The organism is Desulfosporosinus shakirovi, assembly GCF_020595055.1.
In the GTDB taxonomy this organism is placed as follows: Bacteria; Bacillota; Desulfitobacteriia; order Desulfitobacteriales; family Desulfitobacteriaceae; genus Desulfosporosinus; species Desulfosporosinus shakirovi.
The window spans coordinates 344834-363517 of the sequence record NZ_JAJDOO010000001.1; the positions used below are offsets into that span (position 1 = coordinate 344834).

An 18684-nucleotide genomic window follows, 5' to 3' on the forward strand; every position below is an offset into this window, starting at 1 on the left:
GTTACTCCTGTTACTCCTGTTACTCCTGTTACTCCTGTTACTCCTGTTACTCCTGTTACTCCTGTGGCTCCTGTTGCTCCTGTGGCTCCTGTTGCCCCTGTTGCCCCTGTTGCCCCTGCTTCTCCTGTTACCCCTGTTGCCCCTGTTGCTCCTGTTGCCCCTGTTACTCCTGTTACTCCTGTACATACACATGGACAGGGACTATAGTTTATGAGCAAAAAAGGCGGATTGGCACTTCCGGTACTTTCGTATCCAATGATTGTATCTTCTTTTTTTTCAATTCCGATAAGTGTGATGCCATAATTCGGATGACAAGAATTAACCCAACTTTGAACTAAATCCTTAATATCAACTCCGATATAACATCCCAAGTCACTATCGGTAACTTTAAATGAATAAGGAGAAATAAGAGTTTTTGGTGCTGTATCCCAAGTTACGGTTAATTGATTAAAGTCACTTTCATTTTCATATATTGTTACAATTTGCGGAGAAAGCTTTTTATCAGATTTATCTTTTCTATTTACAAAGAGAAAAAGTGTAGCACTGCATATTGTATCTGTACAAAGTAAATTAACGTTAAACTTTAATAACGTTCTATAGGCATCCGGTTTACAACGATTTGCCGTAGTTATAAGATATTGCCCTGTAAACAATTGATTAACAGTTCCAAAATTAGTACTTTGATAAAATTGGGATATATAAACACTATCTGTAGGAAAAACATCTATAGTTGCCATTTACTTACCACCTTATTTTTTTTAGTATAATATTCCATATCTGGTGTAAATGTCACTTTTAGCTTGCCTTTAAAGGCAAAAATCTTACTATAACTCAAAGATCAACCTATCGCGACGATAAGATATGACTTAAAAACAGCCAAGACGCTTTTTGAAACCCTTGACATGTTAGATTTACCTGAAGTTAAGAAGGCCTTATACAAGTAATATACTATTTACATAAACAAACAGTCTGAAACTTCTATCCAAGCTCCAGACTGTTTTGTATATGCATATTAATTTCTTTAACTAATGGAGGTTCAGCTATGATTTTATTTATAGTCATAGTTTTTATTGCTGCTTTTATCTGCAACTTGTATGCCGACAGACATAGTATCGGCCAATAGTCTCATTACACGATTTTAGTGGTCCACTCTTCCAGATTCCAGACATCCGTCACCCAGTCTTCGTAAAATTCCGGCTCGTGGGAAACGACGATTACTGTCCCTTTATATTCCATAATTGCTTTCTTGAGCTCAGCCTTAGCATCCACATCCAAATGATTGGTAGGCTCGTCAAGGACCAACCAGTTCACATCTTTCAGCATCAGCTTACACAACCGAACTTTAGCATTCTCTCCCCCGCTCAAGACCATCATCTTACTGGAGATGTGTTCACTGGTCAAACCGCACCTGGCCAAGGCCCCGCGCACTTCGGAATTTGTAAGTCCGGGGAATTCAGCCCAAACTTCTTCCAAAGCGGTCTTAGTATTTTTGCGGCTGGATTCTTGCTCGAAATAACCCGGGTAAAGATAGTCTCCCAGCTCAACTTCACCGGATACCGGCTGGATATACCCCAGTAAAGTCTTTAGTAAGGTAGATTTCCCTAATCCGTTAACCCCGCGGATTGCAACCTTCTGCCCGCGTTCCAGGGCCAAATCTAAAGGCCGAGTCAAAGGCTCATCATAGCCCAGTACAATACCCTTAGCCTCAAAAATCATCTTACCCGGTGATCGAGCTTCCTTAAATCTAAACTTTGGTTGAATTCTCTCCCTTGGCCGCTCAATCAGATCCATTTTTTCCAGCTGTTTCTGCCGACTTTTGGCCCGCCCGGTTGTTGAAATCCGTGCTTTATTGCGGGCAATAAAGTCCTCGAGTCGATCGACTTCCTTTTGTTGCTTATCATAGGCTTTAATTTCCTGGATCTTTCGAGTTTCTAAGAGTGCCATAAACTGCTCGTAGTTTCCGGTATAGCGTGTCAATAAAGCATTTTCCACGTGATAGATAACATTAATAACGCTATTCATAAACGGCACATCATGAGACACGAGGATAAAGGCATTTTCATACTGATTAAGATAGCGTTTGAGCCACTCAATATGCTCAACATCTAAAAAGTTAGTTGGCTCATCCAAAATTAAAATGCTGGGATTTTGAAGCAACAATTTGGTCAATAAAACCTTTGTCCTCTGGCCCCCGCTCAAATCTGCGACATCCTTTTCGAGGCCAATTTCTCCAAGACCCAATCCATTAGCAATCTCTTCAATCTTCGTATCAATCATATAAAAACCGTTGTGTTCTAAAATGCTCTGAATCTCTCCTACCTCTTCCAGGAGCTTGTTCATTTCGCTTTCTGAAACATTGCCCATTCGGTCATACATTTCCAAAGTTTCTGCTTCCAGATCGTACATCCCCTGAAACGCCTCTTTGAGCACGTCGCGGATGGTCTTCCCTTTGGTTAAAACCGTATGCTGATCCAAATAGCCGACGGTTACCCGATTCGACCATTCCACTTTACCCTTGTCCGGCATAAGCTTGCCCGTAATAATGTCCAGAAAGGTTGATTTTCCTTCTCCGTTGGCTCCCACTAAGCCAACGTGCTCACCTTTTAATAAGCGAAAACTAACATCCTCAAATATTTTACGTCCACCAAATCCATGGCTGACATTTTCAACACTTAATACGCTCATTTGACTTAACTTCTCTCCCTTAATTGTAACTATATTTATTTATATAATTCTTGTATTTAACTTCCACCAAGCCTTATTTTTCCACGGAACCTAAAAGCGGCTAAAACCAAGTTACTTGTCAAACATTCCACCAACTTTGCGTCGTTTGATGCCCTTCCTCTTCTCCCCAATCTTCTGTGTCGCTTTCATTGGACCGCCTTGTTGTGAACTCTTCAGCTTCTTTTCCTCCACTAACTTTTTCATCAGATCTAAGGTTTTCTCATCCATATTTTTATCCTCCAATTATTTTAAGGTAAATGCTGAATCAAATCTGCCCTGTACATAGGGCATTGTGCATGCGCCTCATTTTTTATCCCTTGTTTTTTTCTATTTTTTCTGCCAACTCCGTCAAATACGTCCAACGTTCCAGCAAATCATCCAGTTTCTGTTCAAGGGTTTTTTGAAGTTTGACTAACTCTGTTAGCTTTCCAAAATCACTGCCGGAATCATTCATGTCTTGATTGATTTTTTGTAATTCTTCTTCCGCTTGGGCAACCTGAGCATCAATCCGGGCATACTCTTGTTGCTCTTTATAGCTCATTTTCAGCGGACGCTCTTTTTTCTTCTCGGACCCTGCCTTATTTAAATCAGCATCCATCCCTCGGAATGTTGTTGCCAAGGAAGCTAATTTGACAGCCTGTTCTGCTTCTTGCTCTGCAGCGTACACCTGCTCACGATAGTCCGAGTAATTTCCGGCATAGGACCGGATTTTTCCGTCCCCTTCAAAGGCAAAAATCTTATCTGTAACCCGATCCAGAAAATACCGGTCGTGAGAAACTGCAATGACCGCTCCCGGAAAATCCTCCAGATAGCTTTCCAGAATAGTAAGCGTTTGAACATCTAAATCATTGGTCGGCTCATCCAACAAGAGAACATTGGGCGCTCCCATCAAGATCCTCAAAAGATACAACCTTCGTTTTTCCCCGCCGGAGAGTTTACCGATCTGCGTCCACTGAACAGCCGGTGGAAACAAAAAGCGTTCCAGCATTTGAGAGGCTGTTATAAAACCGCCATCTGCCGTGGGAATCACTTCTGCTACGGCTTTAATCTCATCAATCACTCGACGCTCCGGATCCATATAGGTATTTTCCTGAGAAAAATATCCCACATTAACCGTCGAGCCCAGTTCTATACTGCCCCTATCCGGTGTCAGGTTGCCCACAATCAAGTTTAGCAATGTAGACTTGCCGCTCCCATTGGGACCAATAATCCCTATCCGGTCATCTCTCAAGAGAATATAGCTGAAATCTTTGATGACCACACCCCGGTTGGAAAACTCTTTTCGCACTTCATTGCATTCTAGGATCTTCTTACCTAAACGTGACGCCCCAGTGGGCATTTCAATCCGATCCCCATACTCCACAGGTTTATCCGCCTGCAACTTTTCAAAACGCTCAATCCTGGCCTTTTGCTTCGTAGTTCGGGCTTTAGCGCCTCTTCGCATCCAAGCAAGTTCATTGCGAAAGAGATTTTGGCGTTTTCTCTCAGTCGCTTCAACCTGCTCCTCCCGCTCCGCTTTTAACTCTAAGAAGCGACTATAGTTACCGGGATAAGGATACAGTTTACCCTGGTCCAACTCTAATACTCGCCCCACCACACGATCAAGAAAATACCGATCGTGGGTGATCATCACCAGGGCCCCTTTGCGTTTATTAAGATACTGCTCCAGCCAATCTACGGTATCATTGTCAATGTGGTTTGTTGGCTCATCGAGCATCAGGATATCGGTAGGGTTAATGAGAGCACTTGCTAAAGCAACTCGTTTTCTCTGCCCACCCGAAAGAGTTCCCACTAAAGTATCAAACCTTGAAATCCCCAACTTATTCAGGATGGTTTTGGCCTCATTTTCAAGTTGCCAAGCATCCAACTCATCCATCTGCTGGCCTAAGGCAATCAACCTTTGTTGCAACATCGGCTCATCGGAATTCTCATTTAGTTTTTCTAAGGCTAATTCATACTCTCGCAACAATTTCATAACCGGGGCATTTCCTTTGAAGACCTGCTGCAACACCGTCGCGGAGTCTTCGAATTCCGGATTTTGGGGGAGGTACTCTAAACGGACACTATTTCCCGTCGTAACCTTGCCCTGATCTGGCCACTCCATACCTGCCAATATTTTAAGCAATGTAGACTTGCCCGTCCCATTGACTCCAATAATCCCTATTTTCTCCCCCTCGTCAATTCCGAAGGAAATATCCGTGAACAGAACCTTTTCACCATAACTTTTCGTTAAATTCTCAGCAGTTAAGACATTCATGCCGACCCTCTTCTCCTTAGCAAAAGCTGTACAACACCTTATTATATCACAGTTCCTGCACGATGCCGAATAAACCAACTTACCACGCTGGCCAAGGATAGCCGAGTGTCCCTGCAGACAATAAGTTATCTTTTCTATAGGGTACTGAAAAGCCCCATAGCTGAGCATTAATCTTGCACAGTTATGGGACTTTTATATAACTAGAATCCTGCTAATAAACCTCTTTCATCGGCTAATCCCTTTAAAATCTCATGGGCACTGCGACGTAAAGCTCCAACAATTTTCGATGACTCAACTTTCAATTTTTCCCGCTCAATTGCGGCAATGGCGACTTTCTTCTGACCCTTTCAGCATAAGATACATCTCATCTTGACGAGAACGCCATAGCATCCATGTCTGTCTTTAGACTACTCACATCTGTCTTTAAGCTACTTACGTCTGCCTTTAAATCACTTACATCACTCTTCAAACTACTTACATCTGTCGTTATGACCTCGAGTACACCAAGAACTTTTCCGAACATCTCCCGAGTTTCTTGATCCACATCTATCCCCCCCAGATCTCACCCCTCTCTATTTGTCACTATTTTACAAGTCCAAAAGCGGTTTGTCCATCGATTTCCAATATTTATTCTAATTGCCTCAACCTAACGAAGCTTAGCCAACTTTCTTTTGCACCATAATATCCAGAATAACTCGATCCACCTCGTAGCTCGCATCATTAGCCAGCCGTCCAAGGTTTTCGATGGTCTGTTCAGCCGTACTTTCAATAATGCCATCCGTGGCCTGAATCGTTTTACCCTCCACAGCCATGATCGCAGACTGAACAGCAGCACTCGTACAGGTCGATAACTTTAAAGCACACCCCGCCTTGGCTCCATCACAGAACATTCCGGTCGTATTGCCCTGCATATTCTGGATAGCTGACCTTATTTCGGCTTTTCCCCCTCCAAGCAAGTAAGCAATGCCGCAACTTGCACCGGTCCCAGACGCGGTTGCACCACATAAAGCAGAAAGTCGGCCAATCTTTAACTTAATGTAAATTGCAATCAAATTACTTAACGTTACAGCACGAATCAGTTGCTCCCTCGATACCTGCAATTTTTCTCCTGCAGCTACAACAGGCAAAGTTGCCGAAATCCCTTGATTTCCGCTTCCTGAATTACTCATTACCGGCATAGTACATCCCGACATCCTGGCATCCGAGGCACCGGCTGTCAGAGCCATAGCATGAGTTATTAAATCATCGGAAAGCATTCCTTTACCGACACTATTTTTAATCGTTTTTCCTACCTCTAAACCATAGGCATTCAATAACCCCTCTAACCCAACACTTGTATTAAGTTCAATGGCCTTCTTAATTATTGTTAGATCACTGATTTGCGCCCGCTGAACAAACTCCCATATGGAGTCTATCGTGATAAACGAATCCTCGCTTCTCCCACTGTCACCGGTCTCACTTGCACCAGATTCATCTGCACTCAACCTGTTTATCAATAAATTCCCGTCCACTTCAACAAGTACAACCTGGGTATGTTCGTCTGCGACAACCACTCTCGCATACGATTGTGGGGTCTTAACAATTACTTCAACATAGAGCTTTTTCGAAGTATCTGCTATTCCCACCATAACTTTCCCCTGCTCGATCATAGTCTTCGCGTTTTCTACATCCCGCGGAGTCAGTCCTTCTAATACTTCAAGACCTTTGGCAAAATCTCCTGCAATTACCCCTAAGGCTGCAGCAAGATCGACTCCACAGCCCTGGGCACCGGGAATAGCCACAGCCATTGCATTCTTGAGCACATTAGCGCTGGCCAAAACTCTCACTGAAGTAATTATCTCTCCCTTGACATGCTTTTTAGCTAGAGCAGCCGCAAAGGCAATTGCCATTGGTTCAGTACATCCGAGTGTTACGACAAGTTCCTTTTCTAAACGTTCTAAAAACTTCTTGTATTCCATGATGCAATCCCCCCTGTTTTTAACGAAGACAAATTGTAAAAATTGATTCTAGGTTATCTTAATCATTTGATTATAACCTATTTTGATTCTTTGTGTTGTCTTTTAAAAGATAATTATTACAAGAAAAAAGCCAGTCCTTGGTTAACCGATTATTCGGAAACCAAAAACAGCCTCAAATTCAGACTTCTATCGATTGGAATCATTTGAATTTTGGTTCACTCAACCTTAAGAGCTTTGATACTTTGAGCTTAGCTCAAGTTTACGACGGGAATAAAATTCATTAATTAATACATCTAATTTGCAACTTATACTCACAACTCTATGATCCGTTAGGTTTTTATCTGAAGCAATTTCATGCATTTTTAATCTTAATTCTTCAATTTGCTCATCTATTATCTGTTTCACCGTTCAAAAACCTCGTTTCAACAAAATATGGAATCCTCGAACATTCTAATATATTTTCCTGAGAACATCAACAATGTATAAGATAATCTTTTGTCGGAATATGGAAAATATATGTTTTATTGTCAAACATCACCTTTGACTCCCATATTAGGCCTTGACGCGATAATTATCATTATTTGCATCTATTTTGATAAAGAAAATAATGGAGAATTAAATCAGGAATAGAAGGACTGCTTGAAGCACCACCAAAGGTTGATATTAATCAGCTGCAGGGCATAAATCCTCCTGTTCTTCGTTTACGAATAGGAAAATATCGGGTATTATATGAGTATACTAATTTTAATGACGAAGAAGTATTAATGATTAACGATATCGGATCACGAGAGGACATTTACAAGCAATGGCGATGATAATATGTCCACAGTTTCAAAGCAAATCATTGATATGCTTGATATGCTTCCTGAGTCGGAACAGTAGTTGGCATTCGAAATGATTAAGAGAATGGTCCTTGCATGGGACAGTGATTTCACGAAGCTGACGCCTCTGGAGAGAGAGATTAACCCAATCCGAAAAAGAAATAGCAACGAAGAAACCGTTAGCCATTCAGACATTGACTTGAATTAACCGTAAAAGTGGTGACACCCTTTACATTAGTGACACTGCTCTGTCCCAGGTCCTAACAAAAGGACATGGGGCTTTTTTGTGCAAACAAAACTTATGAACTTTGACTTACCCCCCCCAAACCACTTCTCCTCGCTTAACCACCGTCTCAACTGGGTTACTTCCAAAATGATACGGCAAGTAATTTAGATTGGGAATATCAAGAATAAGCACATCCCCCTGTTTTCCAACCTCTAGACTCCCCACCTGATTTGCTCTGCCGATAGCATGGGCAGCATTAATCGTACACCCAGCTAAAGCTTCTTCAGGGGTAAGTCTGAGGTAGAGACAGGCCAGGGTTATAACGAGAGGCATGGATTCCGTAGGAGAAGATCCTGGATTCGAATCCGTAGCCAACGCTACAGGCACCCCTGCACGAATCATCTCTCTCGCTCTGGCGTAGGAATTCTTAGCAAGGTTAAACGAAGTTGCCGGAAGCAATACTGCAATTACACCTTGTCGCGCTAGAGCAGCGATTCCTTCATCCGAAGCTTGAAGCAAATGATCAGCACTTATAACACCCAGTTTTGCCGCTAATTCTGCCCCTCCCGCTGAAGCTAGTTCATCCGCATGCATTTTTAATTTGAAATTCAACTCTTTCGCCTTAACTAAAATCCGCTCGCTTGATTCGAGACTAAAAACTCCGGGCTCGCAAAAAACATCACAGAATTCCGCCAGGTCTTCAACAGCAACCTGGGGTAACATCACATCCACTATATAGTTTGTAAACGCCTCTTCGCTGTACCCCGGCGGAACCGCATGCGCCCCCATAAACGTGGGCACCAAGTCCACCGCCTGTTCTCCATCTAATTCGTGTATAAGACGTAAAGCCCGCAATTCATCATCCACCATCAGGCCATACCCGCTCTTTGCCTCAACTGTCGTCGTCCCCATGCTCAACATCGTCCGGAGCCGACGACTTGTCTGCGCTTTAATTTCTTCATCAGTAGCCAACTTAGTACTTCGAACCGTAGAAAGAATCCCCCCGCCCTGCTTAAGTATCTCAAGATAAGGAACCCCTTTAAGCTTCAAAGACAATTCATTCTCACGAGAACCGGCATAGAGAACATGGGTGTGAGGATCGACAAACCCCGGGGTAACAACCTTACCCAGCGCACTTATTTGCCGAGTATCAGGTCCTGCCCACCCACCGGCTCGAACTTCCTCTGTAGTGCCAACCGCAACAATCTTTCCCTCACGGATAGCAACAGCACCATCTTCAATCAAACCAATCTCAGACATGCCTTCCCCACAGGCCGGACGGTCCGAGTAGCCCCTCAGCGTCGCCATCAATTGGGCGGAATAGATCAAGAGATCCGCATACATCACACAATCAGCTCCAATCAAGTTATTTAGGTAACCTAAAAAAGATACGCAGTGGAAAAGCAGTGAACTCGTTCAACTAAAGTTGAACACAGGAATCTTAACATTGGATGAGACGAGAATGGAACCCGCATGCTCTTAAGTTGTCACTAACTTAGGCTTACCAAATTTCAAGCGGCTGTGAGCACAATTTTGCTGTTCGACACACATCTCACAGGTGATTGCGCAGGACAAGTTTGGCTTACTCAGCTTTTCTCCAACCGGGATAACAAGCGTATGAGATTTTATCGGAGACATCAACATCGTCTCCCCTAAAGATATGCCCAGCTCTCCCCCATCCAACAAAGTAAACAAGATTTTCTGAGCTTCCAGGGGAATCTGATAACCACCCGGACATAGATTATGCCCCGTCTGTAAGCCCTGATCTGACACTTGCTTGACAACCATGCCCCTTAACAATTCTAAAGCTTCATCAAGCGCCACAGTCCCGCAACCGTCTAAAACCATCCCATCGAGCATCTCCCCATCTTGAAACAAACGGATTGATTCCTCTTCAAGCGAGGAACCGATAGTCTGGATAGCAATTAAAACCTCCTGAGCCCCCTCAAAGAACGAGGTAGTAGCCCCAACCGGATACTGATTTGCAATAAGAATTTCCCCCGGACCCGAAACCTCCACCGGTACATAACCATAAATACAGCGAGCATCAACAAGTCCTAACGCTTTGACTCGCATCTCCTCAATGGTTGGCTTAAAGTTCTCACTTCGTTTCGAATCTGCATCCGGCATACCAATACGCCGATAAATCTCTGAAGTATCTAATTTTAAATTATCCCACTTTATATATTCCATCACTTATCGATCCTCCAGCCTAAAAAGAAGAAATCTGACTTTACACTTTTTCCATACTTTCATATCCAAATGCCATGTTCCATCGTTCCGACTCTGTCGACCCAAGCCTTGTGTCCTAACTTGCACAACATACATAGAAGGCGCATATGAAATGTGCCTTCTCCCTACTTTCTAGCAACGTTCCCCACGACCCAAGCCCGGGGCGCAGGGTGACACGAGCGCGACCTCTTTACGTAAGCAGCTAAGCAAACTTCCGTTTAAGCGACCGACCCCATATACAGGGCAGTGTACAGGGATGTACACTGCCGCCAGTGAGCCACGGACGGCTCATCGGCACGATAGTCTCCCGTGGAGATTATCGCCGTAGGCGGGTTCTTTAAAAGGATACTATCGCCGAAGGATGAACCCCGCTCCCCAAAGCCAGTCGCTTAAACGGTTAGTTTGCTCTGCGTCGTAAGCACCGAGCGCTGTGTCACACAAGCCCCTACTTGCATACCCGCTCAATCAACTCATCCTTCGGAATAAAAGGCACCGTAATATGCCCCAAACCCTTATACCGCTCATTGAACTCAATGCCGGTCTCAATAGAATGCTCGTTCCTGGCCCAAGCCCGCCGAGCAACCCCCCCAATTACATCCCACAAAAGCGCAGACTTAATAACCTCATCCACACGTCCGCTCCCGTCAAGGACCAAGCCAAATCCTCCATTAATAGCTTTACCAATGCCGACACCCCCGCCATTATGAAGAGAAACCATACTCATCCCTCGAGCGGCATCCCCGACAAAACTTTGCACAGCCATATCTGCCATAACATTACTTCCATCTTTGATATTCGCCGTCTCTCTAAAGGGAGAATCCGTTCCGCTTACATCGTGATGATCTCGTCCCAGCATGACCGGGCCAATTTCCCCATTGCGAATCATCTCATTAAATTTAAGGGCAATCTTAATCCTGCCTTCCGCATCCTGATAAAGAATCCGCGCTTGAGTACCGACAACCAGTTTATTTTTCTCAGCATCCTTAATCCAAATATAGTTATCCCGATCTTGACCCCTGCGGTTTGGATCGATACACCCCATGGCAGCCTCATCCGTTTTACGCAGATCTTCCCTTTTCCCGCTCAAACAAACCCATCTAAAAGGCCCATACCCATAATCAAACAGTTCCGGTCCCATAATATCTTCTACATAGGACGGGAAAATAAAGCCATCCTTCTCATCCACGCCATTTTTCGAAATCTCATTCACTCCGGCATCATAAACTGCCTTCATAAAAGAATTACCATAGTCGAAGAAGTAAGTGCCTCTTTCGACCAATGTCCGAATCAATTCAAACTGCCGCACCAAGCTCTGATCCACAAGCTTTTTGAACTCAGCCCGGTCGGTTGCCAGTAACCTGGTCCGCTCCTCAAAAGAAATCCCTTGTGGGCAGTAGCCGCCTTCATAAGCAACATGACAGGAGGTCTGATCACTGAGCAAATCCACTTTAATCTCATGCTTTACCGCATACTCCAATAAATCGACAACGTTACCCTGATAAGCAATGGACATGGGCTCTTTTTTCTGCACATACTCAGCCGCAATCCGGAAGACTTCCTCCAGATCCGCAGACACTCTGCTTACCCAGCCCTGCTCATGGCGAGTCTTGATTCTGGATTCATCCACTTCAGCGATAATCCCCACACCTCGGGCGATTTCCACAGATTTCCCCTGAGCCCCGCTCATCCCGCCAAGACCCGACGAGATAAAAAGATGCCCCCTTATATCCCCATCATGAGGAATTCCTAACTTCATTCGCCCGGCATTAAGCAACGTATTAAAGGTACCGTGCACAATCCCCTGAGGGCCAATATACATCCAACCGCCGGCGGTCATCTGACCATAATTGGCAACACCCATCTGCTCTGCGATTTCCCAATCCTTCTGATTGTCAAACATCCCGACCATTAAGGCATTCGTTATGATCACCCGCGGGGCTTCCGGACGAGAGGGAAATAATCCCACCGGATGACCTGATTCCATGACCAGAGTCTGATGATCCGTCATCACTTCCAGATATTTTTTTATCAAACGATATTGCAGCCAGTTTTGACAGACACTTCCTGTTTCACCATAGGTAACAAGCTCATAAGGATAAAGTGCCACCTCAAAATCCAGGTTATTATCGATCATCACCTGAAAAGCCTTGCCCTCTATACAGTTTCCCTGATACTCGTCGATAGGTTTACCGGATAATTTCCCCGCGGGACGATAACGATAGGCATAAATCCTGCCCCCGGTCCTTAATTCCTCCAGAAACTCCGGTGCCAACTGTTTATGCAATTCTTCAGGAACATAGCGCAAAGCATTCTTAAGTGCAATTTTGGTTTGACTGGGAGAGAGGCTAAACCCCCGATCCGGAGCCCGTCTAATCCCTTCCACGAATTCCTGCATCTCAGGCAATTCAGGATCCAGCTTAACAGCCATAGCTTGTGATATTTCATAGTTACTGATCATCCAGCTCACTCCTCACTTAAAATTCAGCAATTCCGGGACTCCACTTCTCAAGTGGGTGTTCCTTATTGGAGGTAGACTCCATCCTACGGCGCGAATGTATTCGTATGTGGATCTGCGCCTTCGGCATAAGTCTATCCTCAGCGCAATTGTATTCGTTACTGGCCGTGCGCTTTCGGCGATAGTCTCCACCAGAGACTATCGTACTGGAGACTTACGTCACCGAAGTCTCGATGTTCAGCTTTAGCTGAACCAGTTCACTTTAAAAACCTTGCTTTACCTTACTACTGAACCAAGCAGGAAAGTCCCAATTAATTCATATTTTTAGAAATAGGTACAGTTGCCCTTTAGGACTCCTGTACCTATCACTTATACGGATGTTTTCACCGTCGTCTTTATGCTCTAATTTCAAAAATTCAAGTCTAACTAACGTTTACCAATCCCACTAATCATAGCTTTTAAGCTATGATGCGTCGACACAGCTCTGTTGCCGATGCGGCGTCCGCAGCATATCCATCAGCGCCGATTTCATCGGCAAAACTTTGGGAAATAGGTGCCCCGCCAATAACGACCTTAACGGAATCACGCAAGCCCTCTTCTTTTAAAGCCTCAATGGTATCCTTCATGGAAAGCATGGTCGTTGTTAAAAGAGCGGACAAACCAATAACTTGAGGGGAATGCTCCTTAACAGCTTTTACAAAAGCAGCCGGATCTATGTCTACACCCAAATCAATAATTTCAAATCCGGCACTTTCCATCATCATAACAACCAGCTTTTTACCGATGTCGTGAAGATCCCCCTTAACTGTCCCGATCACCACTTTACCGGCGGTAGGCATGTCTTTGTCCGCAATCAACGGTTTTAAGAGTTCAATACCTGTACTCATTGCCTTAGCAGACATCATAACCTCTGGAACATACATATCCCCTGCTTTGAAACGAACTCCGACCACATTCATGCCCGCCATTAATCCCTGATTGATAATCTCCAAGGGATCATTGCCGTTATCAATCATTTTCTGGGTTAAATCCTTCGCCCCATTATAATTTCCATTAATCACAAGTTCAGCCAAGCTGGTAAAATCACTCATTAAGATTTCCTCCTCAAATATTGGTTTATCCCCTCACCCAAAGTAATCTATTAATACTATCACGTATTTTTCTTCGAGTACTAAATGCCTGTAAGCCGTCACAGGCTTTCTTCCGGAAGTGAGTACACCTGACATTATATAAAAATGTCCCATAATGATCAACTAATCTAAATTAAGCTTTCTCCCCAACCTTTTCCTTAGCTTTTCGGAGGATTTCAGCGATTTGTGCCCTTACATCCTGGGTGACAGGCTTAGGCTGGTAAGTTTCCAAGACTTGTTTGATCTGGTCCCTGGCACGTTCGATCATCGTCTTACTGCCGCCGGCTGTCCAATTTTCATAATTGTTAAAGTCCGAGAGATCGGGAAACCAGTTATCCCTAAAATGCTTGGCCGTATGGTCATCCCCAAGGAAGTTTCCTCCCGGGCCAACCCGCATGATGGACTCTACACCCAAGGACTCTTTATCAGTATTGATCCCCTTCAGTAACCGGCGAGTCCTGCCAATAACCTCGTTGGAAATAACCAACAATTCTAAGGAACCCGTTATACCGAACTCCATATAGAAAACATCATGCATAATATTGCACCCTTGAAGGGCTCCCATCATGGTGAACATTGTCGACTCCGCGATAGCCTGTTCGTCACAAACCTTGGAATTACTGCACCCGGCATAGCCCCAAGAGGGAAGTTGATAGTAATGAGCCAGATCAACAGCGCCCCCTTGAAAGAGTACCGCTTCCGGAGTTCCATAAACCGCCTGCATCGTTCGCATATCAAGCGGGGAATTTCCATAACCGTAAATAAAGGGAGCCCCCGGAGCCTTTAACTGGTGAATGATTAAGCCGCTCAACGCTTCCGCATTAGCCTGCACCAAGGCCCCTGCAATTGTAGTAGGCACGGAAGCACCCGCCACACCACCGCAGGCAAAATTCGCGGGAACCCTATTTTCGGCTGCAATCAACAGTTTTTCGACGGACTCCTTCGGATGTTGAAGAGGGGAGGTAGGTTCAGTATAAATCATAAACAGAGGCTTCTGACGCAAGCGCTCCTTCCCACCCACAGCACAAGCTGCCATTTCAATAATATCCAGAAGAGTATCCCCATCTTCAGCAATCACTACCTGAGGTTTCTCAGTATTTTGAACCATAATGGCATATTGTTCACGATTAATCATACGAGGGTCTACATCGGACAATAAACCCATGGACATGACAAAATCGATATTCGGTAATTTGTCACAAAGTCTAATAGCATTAGTGACATCTTCTTGACGCCAACTCCGCCTCTCTAAAGTGAAGGGATCCAAGTAGTTGAGGGTATCAGACCCGGTACCGAAGTAAACATTAGCCCCTTCAAGATGAAGCGCCGCCTCTCCCTTGCGGTTATACAGAGTCACACGCGAAGGAGCCGACTGCAATGCTTGCTTGACCAGAAAACTTGGGAAATAAACCCGATTACCCTTTTCCACATGTGCCCCGGCTTGCCGAAGCAATTCCACTGCCTCCTCATGGTGAATCACCATGCCTGTGTCTTCAAGAACTTGACAACTTGCGAGATGAATCTCCTCTGCTTGTTTTTCCGTGAGTGTTCGAAAGAACAGTCCGTTTCCGTGCGAGCTTCCAACTCCCATTGAGTGTAACCCCTTTCATTTGTTCATGCCAACTGCCGTTATTTAAAGCTTATTTAACTTCTTTATTTAAATCGTGAGACTCCCATATCTACAAGTGGGAGTTGTATCCCCGTCACCGAAGTTTCGATGTTCAACTTCAGGTGAACGGGTTCACTTATCTTTTACTTGTTGCTTTGGCTTTTTCCGTCTCAGCAATAATCTCATTTAATCCCTCACGGATTCCTCCATCCAACAGTTCCGAAGTATGGGTGGCCACGATATATTTAGTTAATTCCTCAGCCTTGTCTTCCATCGATTTAGACCCCTGCTCTTCCCAGATCTCCCAGAATGAGCTGTTGAACTGTTTAGACGACCAAATCTCTTCACGGAAGTGTTTAAAGGTATGTTCATGGCTAACGTAGTTCCCGCCGGGTCCCACTTCATTGATCACATCCACAGCCATGGTCTCTTCATCAATTCGAGTTCCTCTCCCCATGTAACGGGCATTATCCATATAGTCATTACACATAGTAAGGAAAGTCAGGGAACCAGTCTTTCCACCTTCCAAATAGCCCACATCATGGACCAGGTTAGCACCCATTAACTGAGCCATCAAAATCCCATTTCCAGCTTCCATGCCAGCCTGAGCATCAGGTATCGGGGAATTAACACACCCTGCCTCCGTAAAGTTTGGAATTCCATAAAACTGTGACAATTGAGTCATAATAGCGTAGTTCATCATCGTCTCCGGAGATCCATACAAGGTCGCAGTGGTCTTCATATCCATAGGAGTAGCACCGCCGCCGATGATAATCGGAGCTCCCTTTTGTTTTAGTTGAGCCATAACCACCCCTGCCAGCGCTTCAGCATTCATCAAAACGATGGTTCCGGCTTTCGTAACCGGTGTTGTAGCCCCGGACAAAACTCCCGGAGTATAAACAACGGGCACTCCATATTCAAAGCAAGCAAACATCTTGCCCACTCCGTCATTGGTGTGCACCAAGGGGGAGATCGGCTCGGAATAAAGAATCATAAACGGATTTTTTCGCAGTTCCTCTTTACCGCCGACCACTAAAGCAGCCATCTCTAATTGCGCCCGCATATTGATTTCATCATGGGCAGTAACAATCATGGGTTTTGTCGTATTAGTAACCATAGCTTCTAACTGATGCAGATCACTCACTTTTGAGTTCGTGTCCGCAGCAATGGCATAACTCATGACAAAATCATAATTAGGCAGAAAATCCATGACTCGGCAAGCCCGTTCCACATCCCTCTTACCGGAGCGTCTCCGCTTACCCGTTTCTAAATCTATGGTATAAGGCAGGTCTGAGCCTGTCCCGAAATAGGTTCGATTCTTTTCCAAGGGCATAACCCGTTGCCCCTTCCGATTAGCAACCACAATTTTGCGCGGCGCTAAGCGCAGGCATTCCTCAACCAGCCAACTCGGAATACGAACCCGGTTCTCATTGACAATGCATCCCGCATCTTTTAATAACTGTAACGCTTCCGGGTGATCTACTTTAACTCCGGTTCGTTCTAAGACTTCTAAAGTCGCAAAATGAATTTCCTCGATCTGTCCCTCACTCACCCAGCGTAAAAATGGCGTTGTTTGTTCTATACTATTGGAGCGAATCTTTCTCATTCATGTTACCTGGTTAATAAAACTTGGACAAAACCTAACCTTATCCTTTCCTAATTCTTGATGTATTGTTTATTTACCTCTCCAAGTTTTGAACATAATTTGTCCGTCTTAGTATCTCCAGAGTTATCTCCAATACCTGACAACGAAAGCTAAGTCTCAGCAAAGACGGCCGCCTTAGTTGCCCTTATACTCTCTCCATGACGACCTATACACTTCGAGTAAGGTATCTCTATAACTATAGTTGTAAGTACTGCAAGATTTATGCCATCCCTTAGACTGGGAGTGGGTTTTTTAAAATCAATACTTACTATTACTATATCGGTATCCTAAAGGGTTTTCTTCACTTTTAAAATCAAGAGTTTAGCCACTCTATAAACATGCAAAAGCAAAGCACCAAAATAATTTGCACTTCTTCTTTCTTCTTACTCCGCCTCACTGTCGCGCTTCCACAAGCGCATAATTTCTTTGCTACGCTAAATTTTATTGCTGTATTTCTTTAACAATCGATTCGAACCAAGGAAATTCATAATATTTCTCATTGGGCCTATGAAATGAAGCAGTTGTCCCTGTTAAAAAAGCAGACCTTTTATCCTTCAATCACAGAAATAGCCTTAGCAGGGCAAGCCTCTTCACAAATCCCGCATCCCCAACACTTGGTCGGGTCAAACTCAACCTTGCTTCGACGTTTACCCTTGACCATCACTTCCGCCTCTCCTATATAAAAAGCCCCAAAATTACAACGCTTAGCGCAAGCACCACAATGCAAACACTTAGAGTCATCCCTCTGAACCAGGATCTGACTCACCGGGAATACACCCTTGGTCTCTTTTTCTTGAGCCAAACGCAAGGGATAACAACAGCAGGAGCAACAATTGCAAATATAAGTGGGCCCCTTAGTCCGCCAGTCACTGTTCACTTGATGCATTAGACCTTTCTTATGAGCCGCCTTCACCATTTCCTTGGCTTCTTCCTTCGTCAGCGACCGCCCAAAGGTCCGATCAGTTATCGAATCATTAAAGCTTAAACAGGTTTCTGTCGGCTTAACACAATGGCTTGCTAACTTACGACAATTACACGGAACTACCCTGATATCACTCACAGACTCAAGTACTTCATCAAGGTCTTCAATCAATAAAAACTGCTCCGGAGCCCTATCCACCGCTTCCTTATTGATCAGCGAATCCAGATAGGAATTCATCTTCCCTGCATAAACCTGATAACACCACTGATCCAAAGCCTGCCGCAAATCCTTGTCAATCAAAGGATAGCTTTCGTCAAACTTACACACATAATCCAAGAGCTCATAAAAATCCGCCCCAAAATAAACTAGCTCTCCATCAAACTCTTCTCTATGAACAATATGTTTATCATAACAGGCATCTAATAAAACCTGAGCATCTTCAAAAGAACAATCCAGCCTTGCAACAATTTCTGAGACAGAACACTTTTCACCATTAAGCCCAACCACAAGACCCATCTCACCCTCAGACACAAACCGATCCATATGGAAAACAACGAATTCCGGCACACCAAACAAAGACACAAACCTCTCAAGCACAGCCATCAATTATTCCTGCCTTTCACGTTGAAAAAGTTATAAAGCCACTCTATACCCCTAGCAAAAATATGGAGTATAAAGTGGCCAATTTAATCAATTCCCATATCC

General features: G+C 44.3%; 15 protein-coding genes. 1 reads left to right on the plus strand and 14 read right to left on the minus strand.

What is annotated here, in order from left to right:
• The 7 genes from LJE72_RS01720 to LJE72_RS01750 all read right to left on the minus strand — a co-directional run.
• Positions 1-737: DNRLRE domain-containing protein (locus LJE72_RS01720; protein ID WP_229245677.1), on the minus strand; the 737-nt coding region annotated here is incomplete at its 3' end.
• A gap of 391 nt (positions 738-1128) precedes the next feature.
• Positions 1129-2685, minus strand: coding sequence for an ABC-F family ATP-binding cassette domain-containing protein (locus LJE72_RS01725; RefSeq protein WP_229245678.1), 1557 nt, complete (start codon positions 2683-2685; stop codon positions 1129-1131).
• 111 nt (positions 2686-2796) lie between these two features.
• Positions 2797-2952 carry a hypothetical protein gene (locus LJE72_RS01730; RefSeq protein WP_200797872.1) on the minus strand — a complete coding sequence of 52 codons (156 nt, stop codon included), beginning with the start codon at positions 2950-2952 and terminating at the stop codon, positions 2797-2799.
• Positions 2953-3034: 82 nt separating this feature from the next.
• Positions 3035-4981 (minus strand): ABC-F family ATP-binding cassette domain-containing protein, encoded by a 1947-nt coding sequence (locus tag LJE72_RS01735; protein WP_229245680.1) that lies wholly within the window; start codon positions 4979-4981, stop codon positions 3035-3037.
• A gap of 364 nt (positions 4982-5345) precedes the next feature.
• Complete coding sequence (locus LJE72_RS01740) at positions 5346-5525, minus strand: hypothetical protein (RefSeq protein ID WP_229245682.1); 180 nt, start codon at positions 5523-5525, stop codon at positions 5346-5348.
• Between the two features lie 112 nt (positions 5526-5637).
• Complete coding sequence (locus LJE72_RS01745) at positions 5638-6939, minus strand: L-cysteine desulfidase family protein (protein WP_229245691.1); 1302 nt, start codon at positions 6937-6939, stop codon at positions 5638-5640.
• 225 nt (positions 6940-7164) lie between these two features.
• Positions 7165-7344: an aspartyl-phosphate phosphatase Spo0E family protein gene (locus LJE72_RS01750; RefSeq protein ID WP_229245693.1), complete on the minus strand. Its 180-nt coding sequence runs from the start codon at positions 7342-7344 to the stop codon at positions 7165-7167.
• Positions 7345-7565: 221 nt separating this feature from the next.
• Here LJE72_RS01750 and LJE72_RS01755 point away from each other — a divergent pair, with 221 nt between their 5' ends.
• Entirely contained in the window at positions 7566-7754 is a 189-nt protein-coding gene (locus LJE72_RS01755; RefSeq protein ID WP_396390171.1) for a type II toxin-antitoxin system RelE/ParE family toxin, read from the plus strand.
• A gap of 319 nt (positions 7755-8073) precedes the next feature.
• Here the strand turns inward: LJE72_RS01755 and hutI are convergent, their stop codons facing one another.
• The 7 genes from hutI to LJE72_RS01790 form a co-directional block, all read right to left on the minus strand.
• On the minus strand, positions 8074-9333 hold the full coding sequence (gene hutI, locus LJE72_RS01760; protein ID WP_312038881.1) for an imidazolonepropionase: 1260 nt from the start codon (positions 9331-9333) through the stop codon (positions 8074-8076).
• Between the two features lie 132 nt (positions 9334-9465).
• Positions 9466-10179, minus strand: a complete 714-nt coding sequence (locus LJE72_RS01765; RefSeq protein WP_229245945.1) for a vitamin B12 dependent methionine synthase — start codon at positions 10177-10179, stop codon at positions 9466-9468.
• 484 nt (positions 10180-10663) lie between these two features.
• Positions 10664-12676 (minus strand): urocanate hydratase, encoded by a 2013-nt coding sequence (locus tag LJE72_RS01770; RefSeq protein WP_229245695.1) that lies wholly within the window; start codon positions 12674-12676, stop codon positions 10664-10666.
• Positions 12677-13131: 455 nt separating this feature from the next.
• Positions 13132-13764 carry a corrinoid protein gene (locus LJE72_RS01775; protein WP_229245697.1) on the minus strand — a complete coding sequence of 211 codons (633 nt, stop codon included), beginning with the start codon at positions 13762-13764 and terminating at the stop codon, positions 13132-13134.
• Between the two features lie 172 nt (positions 13765-13936).
• Entirely contained in the window at positions 13937-15394 is a 1458-nt protein-coding gene (locus LJE72_RS01780; RefSeq protein ID WP_229245702.1) for a trimethylamine methyltransferase family protein, read from the minus strand.
• Positions 15395-15548: 154 nt separating this feature from the next.
• On the minus strand, positions 15549-17018 hold the full coding sequence (locus tag LJE72_RS01785; RefSeq protein WP_229245704.1) for a trimethylamine methyltransferase family protein: 1470 nt from the start codon (positions 17016-17018) through the stop codon (positions 15549-15551).
• A gap of 586 nt (positions 17019-17604) precedes the next feature.
• Complete coding sequence (locus LJE72_RS01790) at positions 17605-18582, minus strand: ATP-binding protein (protein ID WP_229245706.1); 978 nt, start codon at positions 18580-18582, stop codon at positions 17605-17607.
• Between the last annotated feature and the right edge of the window lie 102 nt (positions 18583-18684).